This is a genomic window from Paenibacillus sp. J22P169 (assembly GCF_059691995.1).
In genome coordinates this window covers 2,333,233-2,349,189 of sequence record NZ_JCAUAO010000001.1, presented here as the reverse complement: position 1 = coordinate 2,349,189, position 15,957 = coordinate 2,333,233, and the positions used below count along the sequence as shown (strand labels likewise).

11 protein-coding genes are annotated in these 15,957 nt (G+C 45.1%); 10 read left to right on the top strand and 1 reads right to left on the bottom strand.

The features are described 5' to 3' along the window. Window positions 1-7 precede the first annotated feature (7 nt). The 9 genes from AC58QG_RS10935 (at window position 8) to AC58QG_RS10895 (ending at window position 14,439) form a co-directional block, all read left to right on the top strand. Window positions 8-919, top strand: coding sequence for a carbohydrate ABC transporter permease (locus AC58QG_RS10935; RefSeq protein WP_497362077.1), 912 nt, complete (start codon window positions 8-10; stop codon window positions 917-919). 120 nt (window positions 920-1,039) lie between these two features. Then, window positions 1,040-2,557, top strand: a complete 1,518-nt coding sequence (locus AC58QG_RS10930; RefSeq protein ID WP_497362076.1) for a response regulator transcription factor — start codon at window positions 1,040-1,042, stop codon at window positions 2,555-2,557. A 25-nt stretch (window positions 2,558-2,582) separates the two neighbouring features. Beyond that, the gene (locus tag AC58QG_RS10925) at window positions 2,583-4,406 is read left to right on the top strand and encodes a sensor histidine kinase (RefSeq protein WP_497362075.1); all 1,824 of its coding nucleotides are present in this window, start codon (window positions 2,583-2,585) and stop codon (window positions 4,404-4,406) included. Continuing rightward, window positions 4,399-5,904 carry a response regulator transcription factor gene (locus tag AC58QG_RS10920; RefSeq protein ID WP_497362074.1) on the top strand — a complete coding sequence of 502 codons (1,506 nt, stop codon included), beginning with the start codon at window positions 4,399-4,401 and terminating at the stop codon, window positions 5,902-5,904. The genes AC58QG_RS10925 and AC58QG_RS10920 overlap by 8 nt, the downstream gene beginning before the upstream one ends. A gap of 208 nt (window positions 5,905-6,112) precedes the next feature. Then, on the top strand, window positions 6,113-7,105 hold the full coding sequence (locus AC58QG_RS10915) for an endo-1,4-beta-xylanase (RefSeq protein WP_497362073.1): 993 nt from the start codon (window positions 6,113-6,115) through the stop codon (window positions 7,103-7,105). A 201-nt stretch (window positions 7,106-7,306) separates the two neighbouring features. Beyond that, the gene (locus tag AC58QG_RS10910) at window positions 7,307-11,503 is read left to right on the top strand and encodes an endo-1,4-beta-xylanase (protein ID WP_497362072.1); all 4,197 of its coding nucleotides are present in this window, start codon (window positions 7,307-7,309) and stop codon (window positions 11,501-11,503) included. Window positions 11,504-11,629: 126 nt separating this feature from the next. After that, window positions 11,630-12,700, top strand: a complete 1,071-nt coding sequence (locus AC58QG_RS10905; RefSeq protein ID WP_497362071.1) for an alpha/beta hydrolase — start codon at window positions 11,630-11,632, stop codon at window positions 12,698-12,700. Window positions 12,701-12,992: 292 nt separating this feature from the next. Then, on the top strand, window positions 12,993-13,373 hold the full coding sequence (locus AC58QG_RS10900) for a cupin domain-containing protein (RefSeq protein WP_497362070.1): 381 nt from the start codon (window positions 12,993-12,995) through the stop codon (window positions 13,371-13,373). A gap of 13 nt (window positions 13,374-13,386) precedes the next feature. Then, window positions 13,387-14,439: a Gfo/Idh/MocA family protein gene (locus AC58QG_RS10895; protein ID WP_497362069.1), complete on the top strand. Its 1,053-nt coding sequence runs from the start codon at window positions 13,387-13,389 to the stop codon at window positions 14,437-14,439. Window positions 14,440-14,456: 17 nt separating this feature from the next. On the opposite strand, the gene AC58QG_RS10890 is transcribed toward AC58QG_RS10895, so the two are convergent. Continuing rightward, complete coding sequence (locus AC58QG_RS10890) at window positions 14,457-15,266, bottom strand: helix-turn-helix transcriptional regulator (RefSeq protein WP_497362068.1); 810 nt, start codon at window positions 15,264-15,266, stop codon at window positions 14,457-14,459. A 169-nt stretch (window positions 15,267-15,435) separates the two neighbouring features. Here AC58QG_RS10890 and AC58QG_RS10885 point away from each other — a divergent pair, with 169 nt between their 5' ends. After that, complete coding sequence (locus AC58QG_RS10885; RefSeq protein WP_497362067.1) at window positions 15,436-15,837, top strand: hypothetical protein; 402 nt, start codon at window positions 15,436-15,438, stop codon at window positions 15,835-15,837. Window positions 15,838-15,957 lie beyond the last annotated feature (120 nt).

Below are 15,957 nucleotides of genomic sequence, written 5' to 3'. Positions count from 1 at the left end.
GATGACGATGGGAACAACGACTGCGCGCAGAATTCGGATGGAACCGATTCTGTTCCATACGATTAACGGCATCTTCATGCTCGTTCTTGCTATAGTAACATTATATCCGTTCCTTCATACACTAACGATTTCATTCAATGAGGGCAATGATGCGCTTCGGGGAGGCATCTATATATGGCCTCGTTCATGGTCATTGCAAAATTATAAGGCGATTTTCCTTTCAGGTACGATTTACCATGCGGCGTGGATTTCAGTCGCTCGTACGATTACAACGACAGTGATAGGTGTATTCCTTACCAGCATGTTAGCGTATACACTAGCACAGCCCCACTATCTTTTTCGTAAAATCATCGGTTTAATTTTTGTGTTGACAATGTATTTTAATGCGGGATTAATTCCTAACTACTTTCTAATTAAAAGCCTGGGACTTTTGAATAACTTCTGGGTGTATGTGCTCCCAGGAATGGTGAATGCGTTCAATCTCATTGTCATTCGGACGTATATTCGAACGCTTCCATCAGGCTTGGTTGAGTCTGCGAAAATGGACGGAGCCGGTGATTTCACCATATTTTTGAGAATTATCCTCCCATTGTGTACGCCCGTACTAGCGACCATTTCCTTGTTTATTGCGGTTGGATCTTGGAATACCTGGTTTGATACGTTCTTGTATGCTTCGTCTGATTTAAAGCTGAGTACACTTCAGTACGAAATGATGAAGTTACTTGGATCAACGATGAGCAGCAACAATGATCCCGGTCTGATGGCTGGGGCAAATACCAATCAAACGAAGGCCATGGTTACGCCTTCTTCCATACGTGCGGCGATTACAATTGTGGCGGCGGTTCCGATTCTGTTCGTGTATCCTTTTCTTCAAAGGTATTTTATCGTCGGTATGAACCTTGGAAGTGTCAAAGAGTAAGACCTAGCAAGCGATGATCATAATCATCTCCCGTTTCAGCTTGGTGCTGGGACGGTTTTTGCTTTATTCAGCCCATCTTATCCTTTATAATAGTTCATATCCTGAAGTGAGGTGATTCCCATGTTAAGGGTTATGTTTGCCGATGACGAGCCTTACATGCTAGAGGGTCTGCGGACAATGATTGATTGGAATAAACTAGGATTTGAAGTGTGCGGGGAAGCTTCGGATGGTGAAGACGCATTAGCTTTGATGGCGTCGACCCTGCCTCATTTGGTACTGACAGATGTGCGAATGCCTGTTATAGATGGCTTGGAATTGATTGAACAAGCGTCCAGTCTGCATCCTGAAATGAAATTTATCATTTTGAGTGGGTACGCGGATTTCGAATATGCCAAAAGAGCGATGCGGCATGGTGTCGCCAATTATTTGATGAAGCCTTTGATTGAAGCGGAGCTTGTAGCTGCAGTGGAAGCGGTCGCGGTTACGATTCAAGACCGTATAGTTAATAGCCAGTACGAAAGCGCTGCTTTGGATTGCTTACGATTGGAAACGATTTCAAAGTTGTTACAGGGGGAAAATAGGCAGAAATGGATCGAGCAGGCGAGCGCCTTGTTGGATCTTCATGAACGTTCTAGCTTCCGCTGCGTTTTACTTGAACCTGACATTCAAGCTCAATTCCAGTCGGAACTGAAGCAGATTATTGCAGATAAGATCAAGCATACTCAAGTGATGATGCTTCCATTTGGCGTAGGGAAAGAACGCCATGGATTCTTGTTGGTCACAGGACCCGAGGAACGCGATCTTTCTTCTGCGATGATGACAGAGATCATTGCCAGTGTCAGACATAACTGGGGCACAGCGCTCTCCTTTTCGATTAGCGGCGAACACAAGGGACCGCATGCGTTAAAAGAAGCATTTCGTGAGGGGCTTATAGCCGAAATGTGCAAGTTCCCTTCTGGAACTGAAGGGATTTATATCTATCAAGGAGAGTGGTCAGCGGAGACGCTTCCTGCATTTGTTGGTATGACGGAATCCATCCTAGATGCCGTAGGGAGTGGGTGCCCAGAAACAGTGCGAGCCCATGTACACCACTTATTCATCGCTTTTTCGAGGCAGTCTGTATCTGAATCTTGGGTGAGTGCTTATTTAGGCAACATTAAGCTTGAAATTCTTAAGACGATTGCCCAATTCGGCGGTGATCCTATATGGGCTCCAAATTGGTTTGTTCCCACTGTTTCTATGGATATTGGCCTCTTGGAGCGCAAGGTAACACAAGAAATTCTGCAAGCTGCAGAGTGGATTGGTCAGAAGAAAGGCATAGGGCAAGATGAAGTCGTATCCGCAGCGGGAAACTATATCAAATCGCACTATAGGGAAAAGTTGCAGCTGCAGGCTGTTGCAGAGCACTTTCGGCTGAATCCTGCGTACTTTGGCCAGAGGTTTAAGAAGCAAGTTGGCCTCACCTTCAATGAATATTTACATGTCGTACGAATTGGCGAAGCCAAAAAATTACTTCGCCGTGAAGAACTGAAAATATCCGATGTCGCCGATCGTGTCGGCTACTCGGATTCCGAACAGTTCGTAACCAAGTTCAAGGCACTTACTGGTTTGTTACCCTCTGCCTATAAGAAGGGTTAACCTACGACTAACAAGGAGAGCAAATATGAGCCGGAAATGGAAACTGTTGCGTATTGTTAATGATATTCCCCTGAAGTTCAAGTTTCTGATCATTTACTTGATGTGTGTGCTGCTGCCGATTCTGTGTATAAACAACTTATTTTTCTTGCAAGATAGCAAAAATACAGAACGTAGAGAGATGGATAACTTACGTATTTCTCTAGATAGGGTCGGAAACGAAATCATGCAAATGGTGAACTCAGGTGTTGTGATTGGCAACGCTGTTTCCGCTGATCGTGTATTTAATGAAATGCTTGAGTATACGTACTCGGATAATGTTGCTTATTACGAAGAATACGACAGTTACCTCCGAGACAAATTGGGGCAGTATCCGAATATTTATCCCTACATCTCTTGGATTGGCGTATACACATCTAACCCAACGCTATCCAATGGTGGAAGCTACTTTATGCTTAAGCCTAATGATCTGAAGAGTGAATGGTATCAGAAGATGAACGAAAATAAAGATAAGGTGACAGTGACCTCTTATTTGGATACGAATCCCATGAATCCCGAGGAGAAATTGGTATATGTCAGCATTATTCGGAAGCTAGACAATTTCCCTGACCTCATGAAATTCTCTAAATATCTGCGTATCGATATTCGGATGGAGAAGCTGCTTGAGCTGTTTGATAAAGAGAGCAATTACTTGTTAATCAAGCTCGTGGATGAGGAAAATCGGCTTGTTCTTGAATCGGCAGGTGCGTTTAAGGGGAGTGACCCTTTGCTCCTGACCCTGCCTGTGTCAAAGGATTCTCAGCTGACAGCCTTACCTGAGAAGAGCTTTGTCAGGCCTCTCAGTAGCGCTAGTTATGTGCTTAACTGGCGGCTGGTCGGAATTCCGGAGGGAAGTCGAATCGCGGAGGAGAGAAAGGGGATTATCCACTTCTTTATCTGGCTGACGCTAATTAGTACGATCATTCCGACGATATTGATTTACATCATTATGCACTCTTTCAATTTTCGGGTAAGAAAGCTCTCCAAACATATGCAGTTGGTGAAAAACGAGAGGTTCGAACCCATTACGATGTATGAAGGAAAAGACGAGATCGGTAATCTTCTTCGCAGCTTTAATTTGATGACGGAGAAAATTAGAAATTTAATTAACGACGTGTACAAACTCGAAATTCAAAAAAAAGATTTGGAGCTAGAACGCGTACAGGCCGAGCTGAATTATTTGCAAAGCCAGGTAGATCCTCATTTTCTGTTCAATACGTTAAATGCGATTCTTGTCGTATGCAAGAAATATCGTTATGAGCAAGTAATAGAAATTATTCAAAACTTGTCCCAGATTTTGAGAAGGCTGCTTAGCTGGAAGGAGGATTTGGTGACAGTAGAAGAAGAGCTAAGCTTCACTGATATGTACCTCCAGATCGAGAAGTTCAGATTTCAAGATCGGTTTCACTATGAATTGTCCGTTGACGACTCTGTTCTATCGTATCGAATCCCGAAGATGAGTATTCAATCGCTCGTTGAGAACTCTTGCAAGCATGGGCTTCAATCGGTGAAAGGGAATCGCAGAATTCGGATATCTGTAGAAAGAGCAGGGATGAACATGCTCATGAAGGTCGAAGATAACGGAATCGGTATGAACAGTGCGAAACTGGATGAAATTGTTCAGAGTCTGTATAAGGGAGAAGACAACGGCAAGAACATCGGACTTCGCAATGTGTACCGACGTTTAAATCTGTTTTATGCTGAACGCTCTTTGTTCCAAATTGAAAGTATCCCCTTCGAGAAAACGAGCGTTACCATACAGATTCCTTTGAGTCTTATTAGGAAACAGGAGGAGACGATCGGACATGTATAAGGTTATCTTCGTGGATGACGAGCCTTTCGCTTTGGAAGGCATAAAGCTCATGGTCGAATGGGAAGAGCTTGGCTTTGAAATCGTAGAAATGTGCGAGAACGGCGAAGAAGCTTTAGCCTGTATTGAAGCCTGTAAGCCTGATCTCGTAGTGACGGATATTCGGATGCCGGTAATTGACGGATTAGAATTGATCGATCGGGTGCAAAAGGCAGGTAACGATCCGGTATTCATCATTTTAAGCGGTTACAATGATTTCGAATATGCTCGATCGGCCCTGAGGTATGGGGTAAAGCATTATTTGCTTAAGCCGGCTTTGGATAGGGAATGGGAGGCTGTCATTCAATACGTTATTGGGGAGCTACAGCACCGAGAACAGCAAAGGGTACGCCATGACCTCGTTTCCGACCGTCTAGTACCTACTCTACTTGCTCAAATTCTTCGGGCGGAAATTTCGGCAACAGACGGGAACGTTGGGGAGATACTAGATCCCTTGGCACAAGGAGATCAGGGCTGGAGGTATATTCATCTAGAATGGCTTAGCGGCTCAGAACAAGAGCTGGATGCACGTTACTTCCTTTCGCGAAAAGCTCATGCAATCGACTTGTTTGGGAGCCAGGACGGCCTTGTTATGGAGTCATTCCCTGAGATTGAGCAATGGGCTCAACAGGTATACGAAGACCTACATGAGCAAGGTATCGAATGCTGTCTCTCGATAGGACCACGGGTGGACTCCCTCCGTCATATAGAAGATTCGTATGCAGGTGCTCTAGAGACATCAGTGCATCATTTCTTTCATGAATCCGGTGGCCCACTCGATTACGATAAGATTCATCACAAGCAAATCAGCTATGATCTTAATGCGGTTTCTATCGTAGATGACATTCAAAGTGCCCTCGAGGCGCTTCAGGAAAAGCGGGTTGAGGACCTGATTAAGCAAATGTTTGTGATGCTGTCAGCTAACAAAACGGCCCGGGAAGTCGTTCATTTGCTGGTCATACGCATTGTTTTGAAAAGCGTAGCTGTCATGCGGGAGATGGGGATTGACTCGGAGGCGCTGCCTCGTGTTCGCGATTTTTTGAGAAGGGAGCATCGTTCCCTAAAGGAAGTGGAGGAGTCCCTGCAGGCGTATGTGCAGCAGTATATGTGTCAGCTGAAGCAGCATAAAGAGAAGTTCTCCGGTCATCCCCTTCGAGTTATTGAGCGTTTTATCCAGGAGCATTATCGGGAAACGCTGACGATTAAAGAGATCGGAGAACGGTTCTTCATGAACCCAGTTTACTTAGGCCAAGCGTTTATGAAGAGGAACGGCGTAGGCATCATTGAGTATATTCATGACCTGCGTATTAACGCGGCGAAGCGTATGCTATGCGAAACTGATGAGACGATTCGTCTAATTGCTGAGCAGATCGGATACGTTCACTATCATCATTTCCTCAAAGAGTTTGAGAAACGTGTGTCTGACAAGCCCGGTATGTTTAGACAGTTAAGCAAAGCATAGTGGACGTCAAATGAAGGACGTGTATTTCTTTATAAGAGATACACGTCTATTTGCTATGAGTGCGACTGAAAACATCGCACACAATCTTGAAAGATTTTAAGAATAGGGGGGAGAGATCTTTAATCTGTGAATGGTAAATGTTGTAAGATTCTATATCATATAACATAGAAGGCCTGTTTAAACAGGGTTTAAGGAGGTTTGCCAATCTATGAACAACAAGGTACCGAACTTACACGAGGCTTATAAAGGCATATTCAGAATCGGGGCTGCTGTTAGCACGAAGACCATCCGATCCGAAGGAAACTTCATCGCCCAGCATTATAACAGCATTACAGCGGAGAACCAGATGAAGTTCGAGGAAATCCATCCTGAGGAAGAGCGGTATACATTTGAGGCAGCGGATGAAATCATGGATTTCGCTTTGCAGAACGGGATTGCCGTTCGGGGGCATACAATGGTCTGGCATAATCAAACCCCCGATTGGGTGTTTGAAGGTCCTTCTGGCGGTGCAGCCAGCAAAGAAATGGTTCTCTTGCGTATGCAGGAGCATATCCATACGGTAGTCGGTCGTTATAAGGGCAGGGTAAATGCGTGGGATGTCGTCAATGAAGCGATAGAAGATAAGGCGGACCTGGTCATGCGTAGTACCAAATGGTTGGAAATTCTGGGTGAGGATTATATCCGCCATGCCTTCGAGGCAGCACATGAAGCCGATCCGAATGCGCTTCTATTCTATAATGACTACAACGAGACAGAGCCAGTTAAACGGGATAAGATCTATAATCTCGTCCGTTCATTGAAGGAGAAGGGGGTTCCAATCCACGGAATCGGCATGCAGGGACATTGGAATATCTATGGTCCTTCCTTGGATGAAATACGGCAAGCGATCGAGCTTTACGCATCCCTCGATCTGGAGCTTCACATCACCGAGTTAGATCTCTCCATGTTTCAATTTGAGGACAGGCGGACCGATCTGTTGGTACCCACTGAGCAGATGGTGGAGCTTCAGGAGCAGCGATACGAGGATATCTTCAGGCTATTTAAAGAATATCGAGAAGTCATTACGTCGGTAACGTTCTGGGGAGCGGCTGACAACTATACCTGGTTGGACGACTTCCCTGTTCGAGGCAGAAAGAATTGGCCGTTTCTATTCGATGGAGATCTCCGGCCTAAGCAGGCATTTTGGCGTGTAATCAGGTAGGCAAATTGACCGCAAATGGTCAACCATAGCTTCGGTGGCAGGTCTCAAACCGTGGAAACGGTGCGAGCACTAGTTATTCTGCGCCATAATTGAGGGGGGATTATTCTTTATTATGAGTATGTGAAGCCAATTACCTAAGTTGTAGAATGAAGTTGGAATAAAATTGTAAGCGATTGCAGAAAGAGGAGGATGAGAATGCTTGTGAGAAAACAACTTCATGTATGGATGGCAATTGTGCTGCTGTTTGGGATAATCTCCCCCCAACTTCTAGTGCCCGTGATGGCATCGGCTGCCGGCAATACGGTCGTATTGTCCCAAAGTTTTGAAGACGACCAAACTGGCGGTTGGGTTAAGGTATCCTGGATGGGAGACGGTACCATTGCCGTGACGTCGGCAACGGCCTCCAATGGCTCCAAATCTTTGGCGATGACGAACCGTGCTGCAAGTAATAGCTCCCCGTTCCTGGATTTGACTTCGTACACACAAGCCGGCCATACGTACGATTTGTCATTGAAGCTTAAAGTCGGTGCAGGAACCGATAATTTTCATATCGCTTCCAATGTCGATGCCGCCTCGCTGACCAACAAATATCCTTGGCTGGTCGGAAATAAATCGGTTAACTCCACCGATTGGACCCCCTTTGAACTGAAGGGATACGAGCTGCCAGGCGATACGAAGGGGTTCAAAATATGGGTGGAGTCGGATTCAGCTTCCACCACTATGGAGGACCTCTATATTGATGAAGTGCAGCTAACGGATGTCACGCCGGCTGCACCGGTTGATTCGGGAACAGTTGACCAAACTGGGGTCCAATCCTCCTTTGAGGACGGGCAAGGAAATTGGGTGCGCAGAAACGGCTCCGGCAATATCGATATATCTACGGCAGACAATCACACCACAAGCGGCTCCAAGAGCTTGCTGACCACGGTATCAGAGCAATATGACGGGCCTTTACTCAACGTCCTTGGCAAGATGTCCAAGGGATACAAGTACAATTTGTCCACTTGGGTAAAAATGGCTCCGGGACAATCACCCACTGTATTGCGGCTCTCTGTACAGAGCGGCGATAGTACCTATACGAATGTTTCGTCAAACGTGACGGTAACCTCTGATCAATGGGTACAGTTGAGCGGTGCGTTTACCGTTGCTGCCACTCCGACCATATTGAATGCATATGTGGAAGTAGCCAACAAGTACGAAGATGCAAGATCCTTCTATATGGACGATTTCGATTTGTCCTATGTGGGTCAAGTATCAGGGCCGAAGCCGATTCAAACGGATATTGATCCTTTGAAGGACATCTATGCGGACAACTTCAAAGTTGGTGCTGCCGTAACAGGAGATCAGCTTACTTCCGATGTTCACACGCTTCTGGATTATCACTATAGTTCCCTCGTAGCTGAGAATGCCACAAAGCCGGGTTCTCTGGAACCGGCAGAAGGGCAATGGAACTGGACGGAAGCAGACAAGATTGCACAATATGCCAAGGATCACACTATGAATTTCCGGCTGCATACCCTTGCTTGGCATTCGCAGGCTGCGGAATGGATGTTTAAGGATGCGCAGGGCCAACCGCTTGCAGCTACACCTGAGAATAAACAGCTGGTGCTTGACCGTCTGACGACGTATATCCAAACCGTGGCGCGTCACTTCAGTGCTATAGCCGTGCCGATTGATGCCATCGATGTGGTCAACGAAGTTATTGACCCCGGGCAGCCAGACGGCATGCGGAAGAGCGAGTGGTATACGCTGACTGGCTTGGATTTCATCCGTACAGCCTTTAGGGTTGCTCGTCAAGAGTTGCCAAACGCAAAACTATATATCAACGATTACAGTACGCAAGATCCTGTCAAACGCGACTATTTGTTCAATTTGGTGACGAAGTTGAAAGGCGAGGGAGTTCCCATTGACGGCGTTGGCCACCAAACGCACATCAACGTAAGTGGTCCCTCTATCGATCAAATTTCCGAATCCATCCGGAAATTCGGCGAAGCCGGATTCGACAACCAGGTGACGGAGCTTGACGTTTCGGTTTATACCGACAGCAGCTCCACCAGCTATGATGAGTCCATTCTTGTGAAACAAGGCTACCGTTATAAGCAATTGTTCCAAGAGCTTGTTCGGCTGGACAATGAGGGCAAAAATGCTGCCTCGAACACGCAGGCATATAATCCTGACGGGTGGATCAGCAATGTTACGTTGTGGGGGATTGCAGACGACCATACTTGGCTCGATAACCAAGGTGCAACCCGTAAAGATGCTCCTTTCCCGTTCGATGCGCAGTACCAAGCCAAATATGCTTATTGGGGAATGATTGAAGCAGTAAAGACGTTGACGCCATCCCACCTACCAATAACCGCTCAGACAGCAAATACAGCGAGAGGTACACCGGCTAATGCTTCAGATCCGGTTTGGAACACGGTTCCTGCATTGAAAACGCAACAATTAGGTACCCTTCAAGCTGAAGTGAAAACCTTGTGGGATGAACAACATGTTTATACCCGCATAGCGGTCAAAGACATTACCAAAACCGCAACAGATAAAATAGAACTCTTCGTAGATGACAATGGCATTAAGAAATATACATTCGCACGAAATGATGCTCAAATTACGGAAGGAACCGACGGTTATGTGCTGCAAGCATCAATCCCGATGGCAGGAGCATTGGGCAAGCACTTGAAGTTTGACGTAAGAGCTACCGATACGGGGATTAATGACGGTACGGAGCATGGGAGCAACGGCGTCATCGTTTCCTGGAGTGATCCAAGGAACACTCAAGACAACGACGTACTTGGTTACGGGATCTTGACTTATATCGATGCCGTAAAAGCGGCAAGCGCTTCTTACGGAACTCCTGGCATCGATGGCGAAATGGACAGCAAGTGGGCGAATGCACCGGTTTACACGAGTGATGTGATGGTAGAGCAGCATAACAATGCAGTCACCAAAGCTCAATTGCGTGCCATGTGGGATGAGCATAACCTCTATGTCTATGCCGTTGTGTTAGACAGCAATTTGAGCGATGCCAATGCCAACGCTTGGGAGCAGGATTCGATGGAGATTTTCGTAGACCAGAACAACGGAAAAACGGACAGCTACCAAGGTGACGACGGCCAATACCGGATCAACTTCCAAAACGTAAAGACCGTCGGCGGCCACGCAACCCAAAATAACTATGCATCGGCCACCAAAATCATTGATGGAGGTTACGTTGTAGAAGCAGCTATAGCGCTGGATACGATTACTCCACAAGCAGGAACCGTGATCGGATTTGACTTCCAGGTTAACAATGATCAGGACGGAGGAAGCCGTGACAGCGTATTTTCATGGAACGACCCAACAGGTCAATCCTACCAGAACACTTCGAGATTCGGCATTCTGAAGCTTGAGCAAGTGCAGTCATCCGACCCGTCGACCTCGCAGACTTCCTCTGTCTCGCCTCCAGTACCGGAAGGGGCGGTTAAGGTGCAAACAGATACAGGAGGCAAGGTAGAGAATAATGGGGCGGCAGTTGACTTACCGGCAGGAGCAATAGGCAGTGACATATACGTGAGCATTAAAAAGTTGAGCGATACCTCACAGCTGAAGCCGGATCCAGATTTGAAGCTTGCTGGAGATGTGTACGAGTTTATCAAGGACGTAGCAGGGCCGTTCCAGAAACCAGTTACGATCACCCTTCCGTTCAACACCAGCTTGTTGGATGATAAGCATGAGCTGGCACTGTACTGGTACAACGAAGAAACCGGCAAATGGGTCAAACTGGACGATATTAAGATCGACCTAGTGAAAGGCACCGTTTCCGGCAGTGTGACGCACTTCACCAAGTTTGCAGTATTGGCGGCAGAAAAGTCCGCATCTGTCGAACTTCCGGCCTTGACCGATATTAAAGGACACTGGGCGGAAGCAGGTATCCAAGAACTTGTAAAAGCAGGAGTGATCGACGGCTACCAAGACGGCACATTCCAGCCTAATTCAGCCGTAACAAGATCCGAGTTCGTATCCATGATCGTCAGAGCTCTTCATCTGAACGCTGCAGGCGGAACCGATTTCGCTGATACTGCCAGTCATTGGGCGAAGGAAGCCATTGCAACCACTTCGGCGCTGGGAATCGTGGATGGCTATGAGGATGGAACCTTCGGTCCCGATGACAACATCACCCGGGAACAAATGGCTGTAATCCTTGCACGTGCCGCACAGTTGGCATCTGCCAGCAGCGGCTTGGACTATAAGGATAGTGGAGACGTCTCCGACTGGGCACAAGGGCCGCTAGCGGCTTTGACTGCTAAGGGTGTTCTTAACGGCTACGAAGACGGTACGCTGAAGCCGAAGGCTTTCAGCACCCGTGCAGAAGCGGCGGTTACCATTATTAGGATTTTGGAAGCTCAACACGTGCAATAACACCAGTAAAGAATAGTAGGAAGGCTGTCCGCACATGGATGATATGTGCGGCAGCTTTGTTTTGGTGCTTCCAGTGTAGGATGGGATTAACCGGAAAAGTTATATCTGAAGGGAAATTGAGGATCTATGAGAAGCAAGAACGTGACGGCAGTGCCTGCCGAATATTTTAAGTCAGTTAATGAAGAGCTTCAAGGTACGGTTCAAGAGGTTTCCTATAAGGTAAGCAACTATATTGATTTGACTCGACAGCTTGTAACAGATCGGAACATTGATAGCAGTGAAGCAGGAAGAGAAACCGTTGCGGGAGATGCCATATTGAAGAAATGCAACGTTTACTTGCCAGCTGCTTATGACCCAAACGACAATGCTGTCAGATACAATGTATTGTATTTGCTTCATGGCGTAGGCGGAGATCAATATGAGTGGTTAAACAGCAACGGTAAAGTTGACGGACGATTTATCATTTGCAATCTATTTGATAATCTCATTGCCAACTGTGATATCGATCCGTTGATCGTCGTATTTCCTAACGGAAGAAGCGCGCATGACTGGACAGACACCTCCTTCAATTCCGAAGGAACCAATATGCTGGGATTCTATTACTTTGATTATGAGCTGAGATACGATCTGATTCCATGTATAGAATCGAATTACAAAACCTTCGCAGATATAACAGACACCTCCCATGAGGGAATCATATATAACCGCACCCACAGAGCGATCGCTGGGCTTTCTATGGGGGGAATGCAAGCCCTGAATCTGATTCTTGGCGGTTACCGGCATGATTCGACGCGAATCACTCGCACGGAGAGTCCCTGGAACAACGAATTGGATAAGACTGTACTCGCGCCAGGTATGATAGATTTGTTCGCTTATGTCGGAGCTTTTTCAAACGCGCCTACGTCGAGTGGTGGCAAAACGCTTGGAGTCAGTCTTGCGTCTTGCGACCATGATCTTCATTTGCTATATACCACCTGTGGCGATGCGGACGGAGTAGCAATTGGTAGCTATATAAAATCTATAGATGAGCTTATACATCAATCGGGGAATCATCTTAATCATTTTTATCAAATTCTGATTAAGGATGGTTTTCATGATTTTCATGTTTGGAATAACGGTGCTTACAATTTTAGTAGATTGATATTTAGAAATTGTGATGATCATGGAAGGTCCCGTGTTGTGAGCAAAACACTTTAATATTTTTTGCGAGACTTGATAGCACCAAAATATACAGGATAGTTGTCCTTAATTAACAACTGCGTTCATTCCATTGGGTGAACGCGTATTTTATTTTATGGCAAACTCGTTACCCAATCGGCTCATCAAATAAGGAATTTGCATAAATGACTGAAAAATAGGAGTTTTCTATGGTATATCGATTTTTCATAAAACATATCGCCTTTTTACATTTACATTCCAGTTTGTCAAGCCTATGATTAATTTATCAAAATGTTTAACACAACTCATGTTTGAAAAGGGGTTATAATTTATGAAAAAAACAGATTTTATTGAAAACAAGTCACAAGCGTATGAGACTCGTCTAAATTGCCATGGTGGCACAGGTCCTTTTCAGTTAAAGGATATTATTCAAACGGTTGCATCGAGCGATAGGCAGTACATTAAATTCATTCATGATGATATAATCCCGCCTGGTTCTACCTTCGGCTATCACCAACATAACAGCGATGTTCCCATGGAAGAGTGGTATTACTGCATTTCTGGCCACGGAATCATGGAGCTTGATGGTAACCAATACGAGATGTCGGCCGGCGACATAAGCGTCTGCCGTGCAACCGGCAGTCACGGTCTTATTAATAATGGTCCAGAGGATTTAAGAATTATCGTGATATATGCTTCTGAAATAAAATAACGGGGGGATAAGCTTGAGTAACAGAAAACTTAAAGTAGGTGTTGTCGGATTAACTGTGGGAGCAAGTCATGTTAAGGACTACGCTAGCAGCGACACCGTTAAAGAAATTGTGTTGTGCGACGTTGATGAATCAAGACTGAAAGAGATAGGCGATAAATATAACATTTCAAAAAAATATACGGATTTCGATAAGATGCTGAAAGAGGAAAATTTGGATGCGATTAGCCTCGCAGTTCCTAATTTCTTGCATATGAGGCTTTCCATTCAGGCGATGGAAGCGGGCGTGAATGTGCTGTGTGAAAAGCCTATGGCGAGAAATGCGGCAGAGGGGAGAAATATGCTTGAAGCCGCTCAAAAGCACAACAAAAAGTTGATGATCAACTTCAATCAGCGTTTTCTACACGAATGCCAAACGTTAAAATCCGTGATCGACGAAGGCAAGCTCGGTGATATCTATTATGTGCGGACGCTGTGGCAACGAAGACGAGGGGTGCCATGGTGGTATCCGCTTGCATCTGGAAAAGAAGTATGCGGCGGTGGAGCTCTTATTGATCTTGGCGTCCATGTGCTTGACCGTGCTATGTGGTTTTGCGGGTATCCAGATCCGGAATGGGTACTAGGAAACACGTTTTGCAAGGTCTCCAAGGACGAGGCTGAACGCAAAGGCATTCAGAATTTCGAGCTTGAAGACATGGGGGTAGCTATGTTTCGTATGACCAACGGGGTTATGCTTGAATTGGAAGCATCCTGGGCCAGCAACCGAGAGAACGAGGTGATTACAACACGGATTTATGGCTCCAAGGGTGGTGCGGTCTTGCATAGAGCAGTTGGAGATGGGAATGCTGCAAGCAACAAAGTGTTTTTGGAAATCGGCGGAGAAGTCCAAGACATTCCTTTAGATGATAAGATTATTTCAAAAATGCCGAATGTTCGGCAAGCGTTTTTGGATGCCATTGTCAATGATGAAGAGGTACCTTGCACGCCTCAACAGGGACTTAAAATCACTCAAATGTTAGATATGGTTTACTTGAGCGCTGAAAATGGCACGCCAATCAAATTTGAATGATGGACTGAAAAAGCATTTCAATTACGAAATCTGCTTGGAGACATTCCTGTTTTTGACTGAAAAAAACGAGAAAAATTATAGATATCCGAAAAGCCGCAACTGCTCGCAATGTCCGTGATACTGAGAGTAGACATGCGTAACAGAGTTTTGGCAGTATCCAGTCTGCAGTGCTGCAGATAGGCGTAGGGCGTAACACCACGTTCCTGTTTAAAAATGCGAATAAAATGATCTGTCGTAAGAGAAAAGTTCTGGGCAAGTTCGCTCATATCATATTGCTGCTGCGGGTGTTGTTGAAACATACGGCATAGCTCATCAATTTTTATTGTATATGCTCCGGTTGATGTTGGCGTTATATGTTGATATTCCGTAATAAGTGCTTGTAGCCATACTTCCATTTGCGTTAAGTTATTTCTTTCTTCTGCTAAACGAAAGCGATTGAAGAGCTCAAGTACAAAGTGATATTGATCAAAATGACGATGCTCAGGCAAGTCACACAAGATATCCGGATTTTGCAATGTGAAATCTATGTAACGTACATCGAGACTGGTATGTTCACTTTGATAGGCGTTGACCTCGTTCTGATAATTGATAAAAAAAACATCACCTATGCTTAATTTGTAGCAGTTCTTGCCTAGCATGATTTGACCTTCTCCACCCCAAATACTCCACAAGGTAAACCCTGGATGACAACCGACGGGAACATGCCATTTCCATTCTGGAACGCAGTGTTTCCCGTTATGCATTGATAGGATATCCATATAATCACTCCGGTTAAAAGGTATCGATTTTTCATAAAATATTGTTTCATTTATATCCCGAATAGTCAAGTCAAATGCTGGGTTGGATTGTTACGCTGCAATGTCTCGTCATCCCATTCTTCTTCGGCTCAGCGTTCACCGCGTTAAACGCGGTTTTTTTGTTTTATTGCAGGGGAAGACACTAGTTATATAGAAGATTCTTACAATGTGAATGTTATTTCGAAAAGTTGGGATGATCATGAGAAGGACAAGTTACTTCGTAAAGCTGCTCTTCTTCAACATCGTATTGGTCATCATTGCCTATTATAAAACATCCGGTTTAATGAACGAGAAGATCGATAAAATAAATGCACAGCTTCTCCTTCAGACCCAGCTCCAGTTGGAAAATTCGTTTCAATCCGTTGAAAGCGCCATCATCCAGTTTACTTTGCTTCCGAGCTTTACAAGTATATTGAACGATAACCTTACGATGAACAGCTATGACAATTATGTAAAGGTTAAAAATATGGTAGGAGAGATTAGCTCTTTATATTCGCACTCCTCGATCATCAACAGTCTGGAAAAGCTGTCATGCTGGTTGAGCAGGAATATTGGGAAATTAATAATTTGGAGATCACAATTTAATGAAATTAAATTTTAGTTAATTAATTAAGTTGTTGACATGATTTTTTATAAATAATACAATTTATTATATAAAGCAGTCTTGAAATTTCGGAAAGAACCAATTAATTGGTACCACGAAACTGTCAAGATTGCTTTT